The 13,387-nt window shown below is 68.1% G+C and carries 18 protein-coding genes and 1 tRNA gene; 12 read left to right on the top strand and 7 right to left on the bottom strand.

What is annotated here, in order from left to right; genetic code table 11:
• Nucleotides 1-26 precede the first annotated feature (26 nt).
• Nucleotides 27-1,808, top strand: a complete 1,782-nt coding sequence (locus tag P1K88_RS05795) for a hypothetical protein (RefSeq protein WP_276413270.1) — start codon at nucleotides 27-29, stop codon at nucleotides 1,806-1,808.
• Nucleotides 1,809-1,847: 39 nt separating this feature from the next.
• Here the strand turns inward: P1K88_RS05795 and P1K88_RS05790 are convergent, their stop codons facing one another.
• Entirely contained in the window at nucleotides 1,848-3,005 is a 1,158-nt protein-coding gene (locus P1K88_RS05790) for an amidohydrolase family protein (protein WP_276413268.1), read from the bottom strand.
• Nucleotides 3,006-3,224: 219 nt separating this feature from the next.
• Between P1K88_RS05790 and P1K88_RS05785 the strand changes: the two genes are divergently transcribed.
• From P1K88_RS05785 to P1K88_RS05775, 3 genes are all read left to right on the top strand, one after another.
• Nucleotides 3,225-4,250: a methyl-accepting chemotaxis protein gene (locus P1K88_RS05785; protein ID WP_473092252.1), complete on the top strand. Its 1,026-nt coding sequence runs from the start codon at nucleotides 3,225-3,227 to the stop codon at nucleotides 4,248-4,250.
• Between the two features lie 53 nt (nucleotides 4,251-4,303).
• On the top strand, nucleotides 4,304-5,119 hold the full coding sequence (gene ubaA / locus P1K88_RS05780; RefSeq protein WP_276413264.1) for an SAMP-activating enzyme E1: 816 nt from the start codon (nucleotides 4,304-4,306) through the stop codon (nucleotides 5,117-5,119).
• Nucleotides 5,120-5,183: 64 nt separating this feature from the next.
• Nucleotides 5,184-5,558, top strand: a complete 375-nt coding sequence (locus P1K88_RS05775; protein WP_276413263.1) for a DUF5658 family protein — start codon at nucleotides 5,184-5,186, stop codon at nucleotides 5,556-5,558.
• Here the strand turns inward: P1K88_RS05775 and P1K88_RS05770 are convergent.
• Nucleotides 5,555-6,466: a cobalamin-binding protein gene (locus P1K88_RS05770; RefSeq protein ID WP_276413261.1), complete on the bottom strand. Its 912-nt coding sequence runs from the start codon at nucleotides 6,464-6,466 to the stop codon at nucleotides 5,555-5,557. The genes P1K88_RS05775 and P1K88_RS05770 overlap by 4 nt on opposite strands.
• 78 nt (nucleotides 6,467-6,544) lie before the next feature.
• On the opposite strand from P1K88_RS05770, the gene P1K88_RS05765 reads away from it, so the two are divergent.
• The gene (locus tag P1K88_RS05765) at nucleotides 6,545-7,069 is read left to right on the top strand and encodes an RNA-binding protein (protein ID WP_276413259.1); all 525 of its coding nucleotides are present in this window, start codon (nucleotides 6,545-6,547) and stop codon (nucleotides 7,067-7,069) included.
• 70 nt (nucleotides 7,070-7,139) lie between these two features.
• On the opposite strand, the gene P1K88_RS05760 is transcribed toward P1K88_RS05765, so the two are convergent.
• Entirely contained in the window at nucleotides 7,140-7,367 is a 228-nt protein-coding gene (locus tag P1K88_RS05760; protein ID WP_276413258.1) for a hypothetical protein, read from the bottom strand.
• 70 nt (nucleotides 7,368-7,437) lie between these two features.
• Entirely contained in the window at nucleotides 7,438-7,959 is a 522-nt protein-coding gene (locus P1K88_RS05755) for an archaemetzincin family Zn-dependent metalloprotease (protein ID WP_276413256.1), read from the bottom strand.
• Between the two features lie 39 nt (nucleotides 7,960-7,998).
• Here P1K88_RS05755 and P1K88_RS05750 point away from each other — a divergent pair, with 39 nt between their 5' ends.
• The 6 genes from P1K88_RS05750 to P1K88_RS05725 all read left to right on the top strand — a co-directional run bounded on the left by P1K88_RS05750 (nucleotide 7,999) and on the right by P1K88_RS05725 (nucleotide 11,133).
• Nucleotides 7,999-8,409: a UPF0146 family protein gene (locus P1K88_RS05750; RefSeq protein WP_276413255.1), complete on the top strand. Its 411-nt coding sequence runs from the start codon at nucleotides 7,999-8,001 to the stop codon at nucleotides 8,407-8,409.
• Nucleotides 8,410-8,428: 19 nt separating this feature from the next.
• Complete coding sequence (locus P1K88_RS05745) at nucleotides 8,429-9,295, top strand: TIGR01548 family HAD-type hydrolase (RefSeq protein WP_276413254.1); 867 nt, start codon at nucleotides 8,429-8,431, stop codon at nucleotides 9,293-9,295.
• A gap of 42 nt (nucleotides 9,296-9,337) precedes the next feature.
• Nucleotides 9,338-9,727, top strand: a complete 390-nt coding sequence (locus tag P1K88_RS05740) for a hypothetical protein (protein WP_276413252.1) — start codon at nucleotides 9,338-9,340, stop codon at nucleotides 9,725-9,727.
• A gap of 54 nt (nucleotides 9,728-9,781) precedes the next feature.
• Entirely contained in the window at nucleotides 9,782-10,447 is a 666-nt protein-coding gene (gene npdG, locus P1K88_RS05735) for an NADPH-dependent F420 reductase (protein WP_276413251.1), read from the top strand.
• Between the two features lie 47 nt (nucleotides 10,448-10,494).
• Nucleotides 10,495-10,568, top strand: a tRNA-Val gene (locus P1K88_RS05730).
• Between the two features lie 397 nt (nucleotides 10,569-10,965).
• Nucleotides 10,966-11,133, top strand: coding sequence for a CBS domain-containing protein (locus P1K88_RS05725; protein ID WP_276413250.1), 168 nt, complete (start codon nucleotides 10,966-10,968; stop codon nucleotides 11,131-11,133).
• 21 nt (nucleotides 11,134-11,154) lie between these two features.
• On the opposite strand, the gene P1K88_RS05720 is transcribed toward P1K88_RS05725, so the two are convergent.
• Nucleotides 11,155-12,024 (bottom strand): universal stress protein, encoded by an 870-nt coding sequence (locus P1K88_RS05720; protein ID WP_276413248.1) that lies wholly within the window; start codon nucleotides 12,022-12,024, stop codon nucleotides 11,155-11,157.
• An 8-nt stretch (nucleotides 12,025-12,032) separates the two neighbouring features.
• Nucleotides 12,033-12,452 (bottom strand): universal stress protein, encoded by a 420-nt coding sequence (locus tag P1K88_RS05715; RefSeq protein ID WP_276413247.1) that lies wholly within the window; start codon nucleotides 12,450-12,452, stop codon nucleotides 12,033-12,035.
• A gap of 155 nt (nucleotides 12,453-12,607) precedes the next feature.
• Here P1K88_RS05715 and P1K88_RS05710 point away from each other — a divergent pair, with 155 nt between their 5' ends.
• Nucleotides 12,608-12,757: a DUF7557 family protein gene (locus P1K88_RS05710; protein ID WP_276276455.1), complete on the top strand. Its 150-nt coding sequence runs from the start codon at nucleotides 12,608-12,610 to the stop codon at nucleotides 12,755-12,757.
• Nucleotides 12,758-12,799: 42 nt separating this feature from the next.
• On the opposite strand, the gene P1K88_RS05705 is transcribed toward P1K88_RS05710, so the two are convergent.
• Complete coding sequence (locus P1K88_RS05705) at nucleotides 12,800-13,327, bottom strand: DUF6789 family protein (RefSeq protein WP_276413246.1); 528 nt, start codon at nucleotides 13,325-13,327, stop codon at nucleotides 12,800-12,802.
• Nucleotides 13,328-13,387 lie beyond the last annotated feature (60 nt).

Here is a 13,387-nt window from a genome sequence, read left to right as displayed (position 1 = left end):
GTGACGACGCTCGGTAAATCGTTGCCATGACGTCCGACAGTACGTGCGACTACGTATTCGATCTGGCGGAGTGGCGGGAAGACCGGGGACGGGACTTCCGCCTCGAGGAGTCCGTGCCGACCGGGTGGTCGTGTGACCGTCCGGTCGAGGGCGACGGGGCCTGCCTCTTTCACCGACCTGTGGACGAGACGGACAGCCAGGCGGTGGCGGAGCGACTGGTCGAGGAGGTGGCGACACCGGCAGCCGAGACAGACGTCGACGCGGTGGCCGAGAACCGGTTTCTCGGCGCCGAGTTCGACGACGTATCGCTCTCACATCTCGTGCTCGAAGGGGAGGGGAACCGCCCGATAGACCTCCGGTTCTCCACCGTGGCGGGTGCGTTGGAGTTAGACCGGCTCGTGACGACGAACCCGATCCGTCTCGTCGGGACCGTCGTCGAGGGCGAGACGACGTTCCACCGGGCACAGATCCGTGCCGACTTCGACGTCTCCGATGCGGTCTTCCGTGGACCGGTGGATTTCACCGACGCGACGTTCTCCCGGCACGTCTGGGCGATCCACGCCGAGTTCGGCTCCGGGACGTCCTTCGACCGCTGCTCCGTCGGGGAGGACCTCTGTCTCGCTGGCGCCGACATCGGCGGGAACCTCCGACTCGCCGACGCCGAGGTCGACGGATACAGCTGTTTCTCGCGGATCGACTGTACAGGAGCGCTCGTCGTCGAACCGAAACACGTCGGCGGGAACCTCTGGTGTGTCCGCTCCACGTTCGAGACCTTCGACGAGACCAACGAGCCGAACAACCTCATTCGCGGCGGGAGTATCGAGGGGGACGTCGTCGTCCGTGAGTCGACGTTCGGGGGGAAACTGACCTTCGAGGACCTCGACGTCGAGGGGCGATTCCTCTTCGAGGACACCTCGGTGGCGGGCAACTGGGTCGACCTGACCGGCTGTTCGGTACCGGCGGGGGAGCTCGGACAACCCGACGAGGGGCACGTCACGTACGATTTCACGGACGCGACGATCGGCGACGTCCGGCTACAGGACGTTCCCGGGAACGGCTTCGAGCGCATATTCTTCACGAACACGACCTTCGACGGGTTCGACTTCGGCCGACACCGCCCGCTCCTGCTCAGGTCGAACTGGACGATCCACACCGTCGCGGACGGACCGATAGCCGACACGCAGACCGAATCGGGGCCGCTCCGGGCGGCCCGGGACCGCCTCGCCTCGCTCGCGACCCCCGTTGCCTGGTTCGGACGCTCGCTCCTCGGGCGGACAGCGCCCGGCGTCGACGAGAAGTCGCTCGACGAGACGACGTATCTGAAGGCCAAGAACGGCGCGAACAAGGCCGGGGACAACAAGGCGGCCGCTCGCTTCTTCCAGAAAGAGCTCGCCTTCCGCCGGAAGGGCCACGCCGAGGTCGCACTCAACGGGCGACCGGCCGCCAACGGCTCGACGACGGTCTTCGAGCGACTCTCGGCTGCGGGCGCGTGGGTCGCCAACGTCGTGCTCGCGGCCACGACCGGCTACGGCGAGAAACCCCATCGCGTCCTGCTCGCCTCGCTGGCGACCATCGTCGCGTTCGCGTTCGTCTTCGCCGGGATCACCCACCTCGGGCCCGGCACGGACCACCCGCCGCGGGAGATACTGCTCCTGAGCTTCCAGAGCTTCATCACGTTCATCCTGGGCAGTCCCGTCGGCGGGGACGTCACGTACGCCCTCCGGTTCGTCTCGGCCGTGGAAGGCCTGATGGGCGCGTTCCTCGTCGCCCTGTCGGTGTTTGCGCTCACCCGGTCGGTCCATCGATAGCGTGTCCCGGCCGGTCACGGCGCTGGGTCTGACCCCGGTTCAGAGCGCGTCGCCGTGGAACTGTTTGCCATCGACGAAGACGTGTTCCGGGTTCGTCTGCAGGCGATAGAAGGGGCCGTCCCAGACGACGAGGTCGGCGTCGGTCCCCGGGTCGAGCGTCCCCACGCGGTCGTCGATACCCAGCAGTTTCGCCGGCGTCGTGGTGACCGTATCGAGGGCGGCCTCGCTGGGCAGCCCCTCGCGGACGGCCAGGCCGACACAGACGTCGAGATACTGCTGTGGGAGGACCGGGGCGTCCGTCTGGATCGCGACCGCAACGCCCGCGTCGTGCAGTCTCGCCGGCGTTTCGAAGGAGACGTTCCGGAGTTCGTACTTCGTGGCGCTGACGAAGCTCGGCCCGACGACGGCCGGGACCGCCCGCGAGACGAACTCCTCGGCGATCCGGTGACCCTCGGTGGCGTGCTCGATAGAGAGGTTCGTGACGTCGAACTCGTCTGCGATCCGGAACACGCTCCTGATGTCGTCGGCCCGGTGTGCGTGGACCCGCAGCGCGAGGTCGCCGTCGAGAACCCGCGAGAGGTTCTCCATCCCCAGGTCGCGCTCGAAGGCATCCCCCTCGTCCCGAGCGTGCTCCTTGCGCGCGACGTAGTCTTCGGCTTTCATCAGGGTGCTCCGGAGCATCGCAGCGACGCCCGGCCTGGTCGAGGGCTGTCTGTCGTTCTCCTCGCCGTGGATCCGCTTTGGGTTCTCGCCCATCGCGGCCTTCATCCCGTCCTCGCGGACGAGCATCCCGTCGGCAGTCTCCCCGTGGGTCTTCATCGAGCAGGTGATGCCACCGACGACGTTCGCGCTCCCCATCCGGGCAGAGACCGTCGTGACCCCACCCTGACAGGCCTTCGCCAGTTCCTCGTCGCCGGGGTGGAACCCGTCCAGTGCCGACACGTGGGGGGTCACCGGTTCGGTCAGCTCGTTGATGTCGTAGTCCTCGGGTTCGCCCCACTCCGAGAGCCCGACGTGGCTGTGTGCGTCGACCAGCCCCGGCGTGACGTGACCCCCGTCGGCGTCGAGTATCGTCTCGTCTGCGCGTGCCTCGACGTCACCGACCGAGACGACCTCGCCGTCCCGAAAACAGAGGTCGGCCTCGACGGTCCCGCGCTCGGTCTGCGTGTGGACGAGACCGTTTCGTATGATCACCATTGGGCAGACGGAGCGCTGGGACAGTAATCAGTTTTGCGTCGCCCACGAAGCCGCGGCCGCCGTCCCGGCGCGCTCCCCAGGGTCGGTTTTCGCGGCGCACCCGACCCACGACGTCGAGTTCGACCGCGGGGGACGGGCCGTGAGGGCGTGTCCATCCACGAGTGGCCCGCCGAGTGCCGACCGGGGGACCGGCCGGTTTTCAGTCGGCGGGACGTAGGTATGCCCTTTTTTATATACAAGAGCAAAAGAGGGAACACAATGTCTGAGCGTAGCATGGGAGCGACGGAGATTGCCGCCGACGCGGACGTCGACGACGACATCGACACGGACATCGAGGGCGACGTCGCGGAGGACATCGACAGGCAGGCCGGCTACGATCACGATACCGCCAGCGAGATACAGACGCTGCTGGCGGAACTCGAGGACTCCTCGGTCGACATCGCCGAGGAGACCGACGACATCCGCGAACAGGCCGCAGAACAGTACGAGGGCATGGCCGAGGTCGCAAGCGAGGTCTCGAACCTCTCGGCGTCGGTCGAGGAGATCGCCTCCTCCTCCGAGGAGGTGTCGGCGGCGGCCCGCGAGGCCAAAGAGCTCGCCGGACGCGGCCAGGACAACGCCGAGGACGTCCACGAGGCGATGGAGAGCATCCAGCAGGCCGCCGACAGCGTCGCGCAGGACGTCAGGACCATCCAGGAGGGCGTCGAGGAGATAGACGCCATCGTCGAGGTCATCAACGACATCGCCGACCAGACCAACATGCTGGCGCTGAACGCCTCAATCGAGGCCGCCCGGGCGGGTGAGGCCGGCGAGGGGTTCGCGGTCGTCGCCGACGAGGTCAAGAGCCTCGCCGAGGAGTCCCAGGAGCAGGCGACCACCATCGAGAACATGATCGACGGCATCCAGGACGACACCCGGAACGCCGTCGAGAGCTTAGAGGAGAGCAACGAGGAGATAGAAGCGGGCATCTCCACCGTCGAGGAGTCCACGGAGATTCTCGACGAGATCGGCGACACCGTCACGGAGGTCAACCACGGCATCGAGGAGGTCGCGACGGCGACCGACCAGCAGGCAGCCTCGACCGAGGAGGTCGCCAGCATGGTCGACCAGGCCACCGGCGCCGCCGAAGAGATCGCCGACAGCACGGCCGACATCGCCGACGAGGCCGTCGCCCAGACCGACCAGATCTCGAGCATCAACCGGAAGATGGACGACCTGGTCGCGGACCTGCAGCGCGACAACTGAACGCCCGTCGCCCCCATCCCGCTCTTTATCTTTCCGGCCCGTCAACGGGGCGTATGCGACCGAACCTGGACCCCGAACAGCTCGACCGCTACTCGCGGCACATCATCATGGACGGGGTGGGCCCCGAGGGACAGGCGGCGCTGCTCGACTCGTCGGTGCTGGTCGTCGGGGCCGGGGGACTTGGCTCGCCGGTCCTGCAGTACCTCGCGGCCGCCGGGGTCGGCACCCTCGGTATCGTCGACGACGACGTGGTCGAGCGGTCGAACCTCCAGCGCCAGGTCATCCACGGCGACGACGACGTGGGCCGGCCCAAAGTCGAGAGCGCCACCGAGTTCGTCAACGACCTGAACCCGGACGTCACCGTCGAGGGCCACCGGACGCGGTTCGCGACGGACAACGCCCCGGGCCTGGTCGAGGCCTACGACATCGTCGTCGACGCGTCGGACAACTTCCCCACCCGGTTCCTGGTCAACGACGCCTGCACGCTCGCCGGCGTCCCCTTCTCCCACGGCGCGGTCTTTCGCTTCGAGGGGCAGGTGACGACGTTCTCCGGCGGGGGGCCGTGTTACCGGTGTCTGTTCCCCGAGGCGCCGCCGGCGGGGACCGTCCCGGACTGTTCGACCGCCGGGGTGCTGGGCGTGCTCCCGGGCACCATCGGCTGCATGCAGGCGACGGAGGTGGTCAAGCTCGCGATGGACTACGGCGAGTCCCTGGAGGGGCGCCTGCTGGCCTTCGACGCCGGGTCGATGCACCTCGACGAGGTGCCGGTCACACAGCACCCGGACTGTCCGGTCTGTGGCGAGGCCCCCGTCATCGAGACCGTCAGCGAGGCCACATACGAGGGGCAGTGCTCGCTGGCCGGTGACTGAGGCCGGTGACGACGGAGAGAGTTATCATAGATGGACACGTAGCGGCCGGTAGACGACCAGTATCATGTCCCGTCCCGAGGCCGCGGCCGATCGGTTCGAAACCCTGCGCTCGCGAGTGGCTCGGCCGGGGTACGTCGAACTCGTGTTCGCCGTGGTGCTGGTCTGGGGCTTCGGCGACGCCGTCTCGACACTGCTGGCCGCCGACGCCGTCGGCATCAGACACGAACAGAACCCGTGGCTCCGGCTCCTGTTCTCGATAGAGCCGCTCCTGATTCCGCTGGTGAAAGGCGCCGTCGTCCTGCTGGTCGGCGTGGTCTTACTCGAGTGCCGCGACGTCATCGAGTCGGTGCCGCTGTGGCGGGCGTGGTTCGCCGCCGTCATCCTCGCCGGGACGCTCGTCGTCGCGGGCAACGTCTACGTCGCGCTCTCGACGCTCTAGGCGCGCAGCGTCGCCAGGTCGCACACGGCGTCACGCGGCGGCACGTCGAACAGGTCGGGGTGAATCAGCGCCGCCAGGTACTCCAGGGTCTCGACGAGCCGCGGGCCCGACCGGTTGACGAAGTGGTGCCCGTCCATCACGTGGGCGCGGCCCTCACGGACGGCCCGGAGGTCGTCGAACCCCGGCCGGTCGGTCAGGTCCGCGAGGTTCCCGGTGGTCTGGGCGACGTCGAACCCACAGGGCGCGGCCACCAGCACGTCGGGATCGGACTTCCGGACCTCGGCCCACTCGCGCGGGCGGGAGTGTGCGCCCCGCTCGGCCATCCCGTAGCGGCCGCCGGCGAGGGCGACCATCTCCGGAATCCAGTGGCCAGCGACCATCACCGGGTCCAGCCAGTCGAGGACGGCCACGGTGGGCGTCTCGGTGGCCCCGGCCGCCGTCTGTTCGACCGCCCCGACCCGCTCCCGGAGGTCGGCGACCACGTCCGTCGCCCGCTCGGGTTCGTCGATGGCCGCGCCGACCCGGTGGATGGACTCGAAGAGGTCCTCGAGGCTGTGGACGTCGAGGGTCAGCACCTCGCAATCGAGACCCAGGTCGGCGACGGCGTCGGCGACCAGGACGTGGTCGACGGCACAGACGTCACAGACGCCCTGGGTGACGACGACGTCTGGGTCGAGATCGGCCAGCGTCTCCCGGTCGATGGCGTAGACGCCGTCTCCCTCCTCGGCGGCCGCGACCTGCTCGTTGATCTCGCTGCTCGAGGCCTCGGGGTCGATCCGGGACCGGTTGACGGCGGGTTGCTCTCGGGCCGCCGGCGGGTAGTCACACTCGTGGGAGACGCCGACCGGTGCGACCCCGAGGGCGTAGACGATCTCGGTCGCCGAGGGCAACAGGGTGACGACGCGCATACCCCACGTAGGGCGGGGGCCGACAAAAGCCTCCGCCGGTTCGTTACGCTTACCCGCCGGCCCCGCTCACTGGGAGGTATGCAGGTCAAATCCCGCCACCATCTCCGCTCGGACGAGGTCGGCACCATCACGGACGCACTCTCGGCCAACCTCGGGGTCGAGGTCGACGCCGGCAGCTTCGAGAAGGTCGAGTTCGCGGACAGCGACTGGGACGTCGTCCTCGTCGACGGCGACCCGCTCGTGCTCTACGTCGAGAGCGACGCCCAGGGGGCCCCGGACGGAGGCGGCGACGCCGCCGGAGCGGAACCGTTCCTCACCGTCCAGGGTGCAAACGCCCACCCCCCGCAGAAACACGTCGTGACCGTCGACGCCGGAGCGATATCGTTCGTCTCCGACGGCGCCGACATCATGCGCCCGGGCATCACCGAGTCGGACCCGGACATCAGCGAGGGTGACCTCGTGGCGATAAACGAGGAGACCCACGGGAAGTTCCTCGCCATCGGCCGGGCGATGACCGACGGGTCGGACATGGTCGGCGACAGCGGCAAGGTCGTCAAGTCCATCCACCACGTCGGCGACGACCTCTTCGAGTTCAGCATCTGAGCGACACCCGCCGCTGGCGCGCCGGGGTCGGGAAGAAGGGGAGACCAGGAGCCGCAGGGACCCGGTCGCGTCAGTCGTCGCTCAGGTCGGCAGGGTCGGAGGTGTCGCCCATCTCGGCGCCCGCGACGGCGTCCTCGAGGCCGTCGGCGACGTCTTCGCCGTCGAACTCTTCGTCCGGTCGCAGTTCCCGGTCGGAAGGTCCGTCGTCCTGCTGTTCGGTGACCGATTCGCCGCCGGTGACCGAGACGAAGATGTCGCCGAGTTCCTTCGTGCGGTCGCGGGATTGACTCTTGCTCATCGCAGTTACCTATAGCGTATGGGAGAACCTATCAGGGACACCTAACTCGTTAGGAATATCGAGGGGTGGCTCAGAGGACGTTGCGCTGACAGGAACCACAGAGCGACGCCTCCTTCACGTCGACCTGCCTGACAGTCGGGGAGAAGTTCATCACGCAGCGCTTGTTGTCACAGTGCTCTAGGCCGAGCGTGTGGCCGATCTCGTGGACGATCTCCTTGCGGACCCTGGCCGAGAAGATTTCGCTGGCAGAGCGGTTCGAGAACCCGCCGTCGGAGGAGGTCTGCAGGCGATAGGTCGAGATGACGCTCCCGGAGCCACCCAGATACGCGAGACCGAAGACGTAGTTGCGGCGGCGGTAGAACAGGTCCATCGGGGTGATGCCGATGTTCTTGTCGCCGGACCCGACCCGGCGGACGAGGTCTATCAGTTCTTCGGCGCGGTACTGGTCCCGGTCGGCGTCGTACGCACCCTTCGGAATCGACTGCGGTTCGTGCATGGAGACCTCGCAGTCGTAGACGGACCGCAACCCGTCCGAGGCCTCCCGCTTCACCTGAGCGGAGACCTCGCCCACGGGTACGATGTCGACGTGCATGAGAACCTATATGCGACGCCATCTCATAAATATCCCGACGTGCAAGACCCGAAGACGGCGCTGGTATCGCGGCTCGCAATCGCCGACACGGTCGTCGAGGTCGGGGTGGGTGCTCGGCCCGGCGTCGTGGGGGACCTCGCCGCCGCGGGCGTCTCGGTGACGGCGACGGATATCGAGCCGCGACCGGTCCCCGATGGCGTCCGGTTCGTCGTCGACGACGTGACCGACCCCGACCAGTCCGTGTACGCCGGGGCCGACGTCGTCTTCGCGCGGAACCTCCCGCCCGAACTGCACCGGCCCGCGCTGGACGTCGCGCGGTCGGTCGGCGCGGCGTGCTGGTTCACGACGCTCGGCGGCGACGCGCCGACGGTGCCGGTCGCGACCGAGCAACTCCCCGGTGGCGTGACGCTGTACCGGGCGACCGGCAGAGATGGGAAGGTGCTTGAGTGACCGGCGTGTTCGGCCAGGCATGGACGTAGATACGGTCGTCCTCGACATCGACGGCGTGCTCGTGGACGTGGCCGGCTCCTACCGGCGGGCCATCATCGAGTCCGTCGATCGAGTGTACGGCGACACCATCGAGCGGGCCGACATCCAGCCGTTCAAGGACGCGGGTGGGTTCAACAACGACTGGGAACTGACCGACGCCGCGGCCCTGTTCGTCCTCGCCGGTCGCGAGGGCGACGTCGGGACCGTGGTCGAGTTCACGGACGCAATCTCCGAACGCGGTGGGGGCCTGGACGCCGCGAAAGCCGTCGTCAACGAGCGACTCGACGAGGCGAGCGCCGACAGCGTGTTCGACGCGTGGGACAGCGAGCGCCTGCGTGACGTCTTCCAGGCACTGTACCTCGGAGCGGACCTGTATCGCGACATCGAAGGCGGGGACCCGCCGTTCGAGGCGCCGGGGTACATCCACGACGAACCGAAGCTGGTCTCGGCCGAGACGCTCGCGGCGCTCCAGTCGCGGTACCACGTGGGCGTGGTGACGGGACGGCCGGCCGCCGAGGCCGACATCGCGCTGGCCCGCGTGGGCCTCGACATCCCCGACGAGCATCGCTTCACGATGGACGACTGGGACGAGGGCAAACCCCACCCCGCCGCGCTGCTGGCGCTGGCCGAGCGCTTCGACGCCGAGCAGGTGGCCTTCGCCGGCGACACGCTGGACGACATCCAGACCGCGGTCAACGCCGATGCGGAAGACGACGAGCGGGTCTACTACGGCATCGGCGTCCTGACCGGCGGGCTCACCGGGCAGGCGGGCCGGAAGAAGTACGTTTGGGCGGGGGCCAGCGACGTCGTCGGGTCGGTCGAGGACCTGCCAGACCTGCTCGAGTGAGCGAAGCGGCAGGGATTTCGGCGACGACGAACAGGTCGACGTATGGGCCGGTTGGCGATGGTGGGGTGGTCGCTCCTGGTGAGCATCTGGGCCGGCATCGTCGGCGGTGTGGCCGTCTACCTCCCGACGGTCGACGCCGCCCAGCTGTACACGGTCGGCTTCCAGCTGGTCGCGTGGCCGGTCGCCTACTGGACGATTCACAAGCACCGGGACGTCTTCGAGGACGCACACCGCCCAGGACGGCTGGGGATGTTCATCCTCGCGTGCTTCTTCACGACGGTGACCCTGGCGACGGTGGCCAACCTGGCGCTCGGCCACACCAGCATCGTCGGGATGGGCGTCCAGCTGGTCGCGTTCGCGGCCGGGCTGGGCGTCGCCCTCTACGTCGCGTACGGCGGCGGGTTCGACCGGGCCTGGGACACCTACACGTAGGCGATACCGGCCGGTCGCACAACGCTTATTCGCCGGACGCCCGACGCAGACGACATGGACATCGCGTTACTCGGCGGCACCGGCGACATCGGACAGGGACTGGCGCTGCGCTGGGCGGCCGACTCCACCCACGCGGTCATCGTCGGCTCCCGAGAGGCCGAGAAGGCCGAGACGATGGCCGAGGAGTACGAGACGGAACTCGACAGCCGCGACCGGGAGGTGACCATCGACGGCCTCTCGAACGCGGAGGCCGCCGCGCGGGCCGACGTCGTCGTCACGGCCGTCCCGGCCTACCACCTCACGGACACCATCGAAGCGGTGGCGGACGAGCTCGGCGACGCCATCCTCGTCTCGCCCGCTGTCGGCATGAAACGCGACGAGGACGGCTTCCACTACAACCGCCCCGGCGCCGGCAGCGTCACGGAACTCGCGGCCAACGCCGCGCCCGACGACACGCCGGTGGTCGGTGCGTTCCACAACCTCGCCGCGGGCCGACTGGCCAACCTCGACGCCGACCTGGACTGGGACACCGTGGTCGTCGGCGACGACGCCGACGCGAAAGCGACCGTCAGCGAACTCGCTGAAGCCATCGACGGCCTCCGGGCCCTCGACGCCGGCCCGCTCGCGAACGCCGCCGAGGCGGAAGCGGTCACGCCGCTGCTCATCAACGTCGCCCGCCACAACGAGAGGATGCACGACCTCGGCGTGAAGTTCTGGTAGTCCCAGAGAGAAAGCGTTATTCCCGCCCGTCGAAAACGACGAGATACGGGTCCGTGGTCTAGTTGGTTATGACGTGGCCTTTACAAGGCCGAGGTCGGTGGTTCGAATCCGCCCGGACCCATAGATTCTGCCACGAACGAACCGTGAGTGGCGAATCTATCCGACGGGCGGTTCGAGCCCTGGAAGTCGCGCGCAGCGAAGCGAGCACGTCTTCCTCCGGTTCGAATCCGCCCGGACCCACTTCTGACGCCGCCTGCGACGAGCGGAGCGAGGAGCCAGCGGAATCTGTGTGGGCCATCAGGATTCGAGCCCTGAAAGACGAACGTAGTGAATCTTTCTCCGGTTCGAATCCGCCCGGCGGTGCAGACGACACAGGGGCCCGCCACGCTGGACCGAGCAGGGGTCGACTGACCCCACCGGCGGCTATGTCCTCCCGTGTGACGAAGTGTCAGCCGAGAGCAACGATAGTGGCCACCGGTGTCGCACAGTCGTCGACCGCAGCGGAACCACGCACAGTCGTGGACATCGAAGCAATCGTATCGGAGGGTTACACCGAGTTCAGCCCCGAGACGCGCGTCTCGAAGTTCGTCGGAGCCTTCGACGACGCCACACGCAGCGGCGTCGTCGTCCGCGGCGAGGAGTTCTGGGAGAAACGCTTCGGGTGGCTTCTCGAGGAGGCGGACTGACGGCGGAGACGCGGGTGGCGGCTAGTCGTCCCTGACCCCGGGGACGGCGAGCACCGGCGTCTCCGAGAGTCGGATGACGCGACTGGTGACGCTGCCCAGCAGGTACCGCTGGACGCCGGTCCGACCGTGGGTACCCATCGCGATACAGCCGACGTCGTGTTCGTCTGCGTAGTCCGTGATGGCCCGGTAGGGCGTTCCCTGGGTCACCGTCGTCTCGACGTCGAGGCCGGCGTCGTCGGCCTCGGCGCGGAGGTCTGCGAGGAGGTCGGCCCCGGCCTCTTCGAGCGAGTCGAGGAACCCGACGGCCCCGACGTCGCCGTAGACCGTCGCGGGGTCGACCGCGTGGAGCAGGTGGAGCGTCGCGCCGGTCACGTCGGCCAGGCCGATGGCGTGATCGACGGCGGCGCGGGCACAGTCGCTGCCGTCCGTCGGGACCAGTATCGAGGGAAGGGACGGGTCGAGCACCGAGTCCGCGTGGACGGTGAGCACGGGGACGGGGGCGTCGCGGACGGTCCGTTCGGCGACGCTCCCGAAGACGAGGCGGTCGACCCCGCTCCGGCCGTGCGTGCCCATCACGAGACAGTCGACGTCGTGGCGCCGGGCGTAGGTGACCAGCGCCTCGTGGATCGAGCTCCCCGCCTCGACGATGGCCGTCTCGACTGTGAGGCCGGCGTCCCTCGCCTCGCGCTCGACGTCGCGTATCGCTGCCCTCGCGCCGGTCGCGAGCGCGCTCGCGTCGTCGTCTTCGGCCCCCGGTGGGAGTTCGCCGAGTTCGTTGACGTGGACGACGTGAAGCGTGGCGTCGAACCGTGCAGCGAGTCCCAGGGCGGCTTCGGCGGCGGCCGCGGCCACGTCACTGCCGTCCGTCGGCATCAGAATCCGCTCGTACATCGGCAGGATCAGGACTCCGCCTCGACGACGACCACTTCGTAGTCGCCCCCGTTCCGTATCTTCTGCCCGACGCCCGAGAAGTGCCTGTCGTGGTCGCCGTGTTCGCCGACCACGATGACGTCCGCGTCGACCTCGTCGGCGTACGCCACGATGGTCTCGTGGGGGACGCCGTGTTTCGTCTCGCCCTCGACCCGGACGGCGCGCCCGTCGGCCATCTGGGTGACCTCGTTGACGGTGACGACGGCGTGGTCCTCGGCGTATATCGTCGCCAGCTCGGCGGAGCTGAGCGCGGGGTCGTCGAACTTCTGTCTGTCGACCACACAGATGACGTGCAACGGGCAGTCGCGTTCCTCCGCCAGTTCGATCGCCCGGCTGGCGGCCGTGCGTGCGTACTCGCTCCCGTCGGTGGCAAGGAGGATACTTCCCATACCACACATACACTGTGGAATGAATTAACTGTTCCCCGAGACGAACCTGCTGGAGCGGTCCCGGTGCCGTCGGCGTCCCGCAACCCGACTAGCGGCCGGTTATTTGACCTTGCGCCGCCTACGTACCAAGTACGGGAACAGTGTTCCCGGTTGCCATGACCTACACGCTCGAAATCAGCGACGACCTGCGAGAACGGCTCGAGAGCCACCTGGAGGAAGACGAGACCTACGAGGAGTTCATCACCGAGCTGGTGGCGATGTACGAGACGGAGGGTGCGTTTCTCCAGGAAGGCTACTCGGAGTGACCAGGGCGGACGGGGCCGTTCCGGGCCGCCGGCCCGACCCGGTCAGACGATAGAGTCCGGGCGCGTCATGAAGTAGTTGAAGACGATGCCCAGGCCGAGGCCGTAGACGACGTGGGCGACCAGCGTCAGGGCGACGTACAGGACCAGCGAGAGGCCGGACTGGCCCGTGTAGAACGCCAGGACGAACCCCGTCCACATCGCGGCCCCGAAGAAGGCCCCGCTCGTGGGGTCGGACCGCCCGGGGAGGTACGCCTTCAGGGACGCAAACAGGAGCGGCCAGGGGAACATCCCGCCGCCGAGGAAGATGATGTACCCGAACAGTATCTCGGGGACGAGCCCGTCCAGGCCGACCAGTTCCGTCAGGACGGCGAACGCGGACCGGTCGAAGGCGCCGACGGACTCGGCGACCAGGAAGACGACGCTCATCATCGCCGTCCCGACGAGGCCGCCCGCGGCCCCGACGACGCCGTCACCGATGATACCGGCCAGGTTGTCGAACTCGTTGTCGTCGCCGACTGCCGACTCCTCGTTTACGGGCCGGTCGTCGACGCTGGAAGTCGTATCTGCCATGGTGTGGTATTCCATACCAGTGGACAAAAAAGTTCGCGAGCCGACATGCCGGGGAAGATA

The organism is Haloarcula halobia (assembly GCF_029338255.1).
Taxonomy (GTDB): Archaea; Halobacteriota; Halobacteria; order Halobacteriales; family Haloarculaceae; genus Haloarcula; species Haloarcula halobia.
This window is presented reverse-complemented; position numbering and strand designations above follow the sequence as displayed.

Coding starts and splice junctions, on each gene's coding strand:
- P1K88_RS05710 (WP_276276455.1), top strand. CDS start 12,608: ATGACCTACACGCTCGAAATCAGCGACGACCTGCGAGAACGGCTCGAG.
- P1K88_RS05770 (WP_276413261.1), bottom strand. CDS start 6,466: ATGCGCGTCGTCACCCTGTTGCCCTCGGCGACCGAGATCGTCTACGCC.
- P1K88_RS05765 (WP_276413259.1), top strand. CDS start 6,545: ATGCAGGTCAAATCCCGCCACCATCTCCGCTCGGACGAGGTCGGCACC.
- P1K88_RS05705 (WP_276413246.1), bottom strand. CDS start 13,327: ATGGCAGATACGACTTCCAGCGTCGACGACCGGCCCGTAAACGAGGAG.
- P1K88_RS05790 (WP_276413268.1), bottom strand. CDS start 3,005: ATGGTGATCATACGAAACGGTCTCGTCCACACGCAGACCGAGCGCGGG.
- ubaA (WP_276413264.1), top strand. CDS start 4,304: ATGCGACCGAACCTGGACCCCGAACAGCTCGACCGCTACTCGCGGCAC.
- P1K88_RS05760 (WP_276413258.1), bottom strand. CDS start 7,367: ATGAGCAAGAGTCAATCCCGCGACCGCACGAAGGAACTCGGCGACATC.
- P1K88_RS05740 (WP_276413252.1), top strand. CDS start 9,338: ATGGGCCGGTTGGCGATGGTGGGGTGGTCGCTCCTGGTGAGCATCTGG.
- P1K88_RS05795 (WP_276413270.1), top strand. CDS start 27: ATGACGTCCGACAGTACGTGCGACTACGTATTCGATCTGGCGGAGTGG.
- P1K88_RS05785 (WP_473092252.1), top strand. CDS start 3,225: ATGCCCTTTTTTATATACAAGAGCAAAAGAGGGAACACAATGTCTGAG.
- P1K88_RS05715 (WP_276413247.1), bottom strand. CDS start 12,452: ATGGGAAGTATCCTCCTTGCCACCGACGGGAGCGAGTACGCACGCACG.
- P1K88_RS05755 (WP_276413256.1), bottom strand. CDS start 7,959: ATGCACGTCGACATCGTACCCGTGGGCGAGGTCTCCGCTCAGGTGAAG.
- P1K88_RS05775 (WP_276413263.1), top strand. CDS start 5,184: ATGTCCCGTCCCGAGGCCGCGGCCGATCGGTTCGAAACCCTGCGCTCG.
- P1K88_RS05720 (WP_276413248.1), bottom strand. CDS start 12,024: ATGTACGAGCGGATTCTGATGCCGACGGACGGCAGTGACGTGGCCGCG.
- P1K88_RS05745 (WP_276413254.1), top strand. CDS start 8,429: ATGGACGTAGATACGGTCGTCCTCGACATCGACGGCGTGCTCGTGGAC.
- npdG (WP_276413251.1), top strand. CDS start 9,782: ATGGACATCGCGTTACTCGGCGGCACCGGCGACATCGGACAGGGACTG.